2 protein-coding genes and 1 pseudogene are annotated in these 3,636 nt (G+C 59.7%); 1 reads left to right on the plus strand and 2 read right to left on the minus strand.

Annotation, left to right across the window (positions count from 1 at the left end):
• The first annotated feature begins 254 nt into the window (after positions 1-254).
• Entirely contained in the window at positions 255-1,868 is a 1,614-nt protein-coding gene (locus ACRXB1_RS32815; RefSeq protein ID WP_449494398.1) for an NAD(P)/FAD-dependent oxidoreductase, read from the plus strand.
• Between the two features lies 1 nt (position 1,869).
• On the opposite strand, the gene ACRXB1_RS32820 is transcribed toward ACRXB1_RS32815, so the two are convergent.
• Positions 1,870-2,988, minus strand: coding sequence for a mannitol dehydrogenase family protein (locus ACRXB1_RS32820; RefSeq protein WP_449494399.1), 1,119 nt, complete (start codon positions 2,986-2,988; stop codon positions 1,870-1,872).
• A gap of 7 nt (positions 2,989-2,995) precedes the next feature.
• Positions 2,996-3,508: pseudogene (locus tag ACRXB1_RS32825) on the minus strand (zinc-binding dehydrogenase); the annotation flags it as partial.
• Positions 3,509-3,636 lie beyond the last annotated feature (128 nt).

Raw genomic sequence — 3,636 nt, forward strand, 5'->3', positions numbered from 1 at the left:
CTCCACGCCAATGATAGTGCGGATACCCGTGTGAAAGTAGGTAATCGTCAGGCTCCTCATCCTCTGCATCTCATCGCAGTCGCTAAAACCCCACCCCAGCAAGGTGGGGTTTTTGCGTTTACAGCGCGGCTTAGTAGCCACTCAAGCCCAGGTGGCGGAGGAATCTCAGCTCGCGTCGGCTCCCCCGGTATCAACACGCTAAAATAGCGCTTCGGCCCGTCGTTCAAGGGCGTCTGCAAAACAATCAGGTCTCCATGTTACGTCTAAGCGAAATCAAGCTTCCGCTTGAGCATTCGGAAAGCGAGCTCGAGTCGGCTATTCGCTCACGCCTCGAGCTTATCCACGTTCCGTCCGAAAGCCTTATCCGCTATACGGTGTTTCGCCGTGCGCACGATGCACGGAAGCGTTCCGACATCAAGCTCACGTATATCGTCGATGTAGAGATCAAGGACGAAGCGGCCGCTCTTCGTCATCTCGACGATCAGCCGCATTGTTCGACCACGCCTGATATGGCGTACAAGTTCGTGGCGCAGGCGCCTGAACAGATGCCATCGCCGAGACCGGTTGTGATCGGCATGGGACCGTGCGGTTTGTTCGCCGGCCTCATTCTCGCGCAGATGGGTTTTCGCCCGATCATCCTCGAGCGGGGCAAGGCGGTCCGTGAACGGACTAAAGACACGTGGGGCCTGTGGCGGAAAAACGTGTTGAACCCGGAGTCAAACGTTCAGTTTGGCGAGGGCGGCGCCGGTACGTTCTCCGACGGCAAGCTGTATAGCCAGATCAAGGACCCGAAGCATTACGGCCGCAAAGTCCTCGATGAATTCGTGCTCGCCGGCGCGCCGGAAGACATTCTCTATCTGAGCCGGCCGCATATCGGTACGTTCAGGCTGGTCGGCATGGTCGAGAAAATGCGCGCGACCATTCATCAGCTCGGCGGGGAAGTGCGGTTCGATACTCGAGTTGAGGATATCGATATCGAAAACGGAAAGGTCCGTGGATTGACGCTTTCCAACGGAGAGACGCTGCGCTGCGATCACGTGGTGTTATCGGTGGGACATAGCGCGCGTGACACGTTCGAGATGTTGCACCGGCGTGGCGTCTATATGGAAGCGAAGCCGTTTTCGCTCGGGTTTCGGATCGAACATCCGCAAGGGTTGATCGATCGAAGCCGGTTCGGGAAGTTTGCCGGACATAAATTGCTGGGCGCTGCTGACTATAAGGTCGTTCACCACTGCAGCAACGGTCGAGCGGTCTACAGCTTTTGTATGTGCCCGGGCGGAACGGTAGTGGCCGCGGCGTCGGAGCCAGGCCGCGTCGTCACGAACGGCATGAGCCAGTATTCGCGAAATGAGCGGAATGCAAACGCGGGGATCGTCGTCGGGATTACGCCGGAAGATTTTCCGGGCGGTCCGCTTGCCGGCATCGCGTTTCAGCGGCAGTGGGAAGAGCGGGCGTTCGAGCTTGGCGGCGGTGACTATTCGGCGCCGGCGCAACTGGTTGGGGATTTCATCGCGCGGCGGGCATCGACGGCGCTTGGTTCTGTGGAACCGTCCTACAAGCCAGGCGTGCGTATGACCGACTTGAGCACCGCGTTACCCGACTACGTGGTCGAGGCAATTCGCGAAGCGCTTCCGCAAATCGATAAAAAGATTCCCGGGTTCGCCATGGCCGACGCCGTCCTGACCGGCGTGGAGACGCGGACGTCATCGCCAATCCGCGTGCGGCGCAAAGACAACTATCAGAGCATGAACGTCGATGGCTTATTCCCCGCGGGAGAAGGTGCAGGGTATGCCGGCGGCATTTATTCGGCGGCGATCGATGGGATTGAAGTCGCCGAAGCGTTGGCGTTGGACATGATGGCGAAATGAGTCATCCAAGCGCGGCGACGAGCCGCTTTTGTTCGATGTCCAGCCCCAACTGACGCGCGAGATCGATTACGGGCTTGAAGCGGCGTTGTTTCTTCTCCGCGTGATTGCGCGCGATGTCCGCAAGGCGATGATCGAGGAACGGATTCTGGAAGCGATCGCGAACATCGGCGAGATAGGCTTGTGCTGCGTCGTGCTTGCCGAGGGCATTAAAGACGGGCAGCACTTCGTCCTGCCATACCGACTCCAAAGTATCGCGCCATGCGGCGTTGCGCATGGCATCGAGCACGGTTGCGTCGGCTGCGGATTGCCCGGCGAGCCAGAGTTCGGCGAGCATCGTGTGACCCAGATTGAGCAGCAAAAGCTTGAGACGCTCGTAGTGGGCGAGGTCGTCGGTGATCACGATGTTTTCGTGCTCGCACGGCAGAATCATGCCCGGCTGGCGCTCGATTGCCCATAGCGCGTAAGGTTCGGCGACGGCACCAACCGGCTGAATCGGCTCCGAGACAATGCGGTCGACAAGCGAATTCACCCACACGCAATCGTGCTCGAGATAGCGTATGAACGCCTCATTTGCATGCCATTGCTTCGCGATGCCAACCACCGCGTCACGCAACGTATTGCCGTTGTGCGAAACGAGTTCACACGGCAGCAATGTGACCGGCTCAGCGCCTGCGACGAACCTGTCATGCAGCAGCGCAGCGAGTTTCGCCGGAAAACCGCGCGGCACTGAAGCCGCTTCGAATCCGCGGCCAATGTCTTTATCGAAGGAAACGTAGCCCGTATCCCCCGTGTTCGACACGATGACCCTGACGTCGCGCCGCACGCGTTCACGAAGCGTCGGCCAGTCATCGACGGCGTTCAGCGCTTCGGTGATCGCGTCGCATTGCACGGTTTCATCGATGGTCGTATCGCCTTTTCGTCCGCGAATCCGCACCGGATAAACGCTCGATGCGCGCAACGCATCAATGCGCGCGCGGCTCTCGGGATTCGACGTGCTTTGCACAACCGTGATGCGGCCAAGCGCCTTCGGCGGCTCGCTTCGCAAGGCTTGCGCGACAAACAAATCCACGTGCGCCTGAAGGAAGCGGCTCGTGCCGAACTGCAAAATGGGATTGCTCATTGCGTGCTCAACACTCGACCAGCGCCTTGATCACCCCGGCCGATGGATCCAGCAACCTCGAAAACTCATGCGGCAAATTGCTGAGCTGCAACGTGTGCGTGTTGAGTGCGGCGGTGGGAATCAGGCCGGCGCGCATGGCGGTGAGAACGGTTTCGAAGTCGTCGGGCGTGGCGTTGCGGCTTGCGAGCAGTGTGGTTTCGCGCTTGTGGAACTCGGGATCGGCGAACGAGATGCGGTCGCGAACGATCGATATCAGCACGTACTTGCCGCCGTGCGCAACGAACTCCAGGCCGCGTTCCATGGCTTTGACGTTGCCGGTGGCATCGAAGACGATATCGAAGAATTCTTGGTCCGTGAGCTCGGCGAGTTGTTTGGCGTCGGTCGCGGCGTCGGTGGTATCCAGGCGCACGATGTGATCAGCGCTCAGTTGCGTCTCGCAGAATTTCAGGCGGTCTTCCCGGCCATCGAGCACCGTCACTTCGGCGCCGCGCAGCTTCGCGAAAATCGTTGCCGCCATGCCAAACGAACTCCAGGCCGCGTTCCATGGCTTTGACGTTGCCGGTGGCATCGAAGACGATATCGAAGAATTCTTGGTCCGTGAGCTCGGCGAGTTGTTTGGCGTCGGTCGCGGCGTCGGTGGTATCCAGG

This window comes from Caballeronia sp. M23-90 (assembly GCF_053574605.1).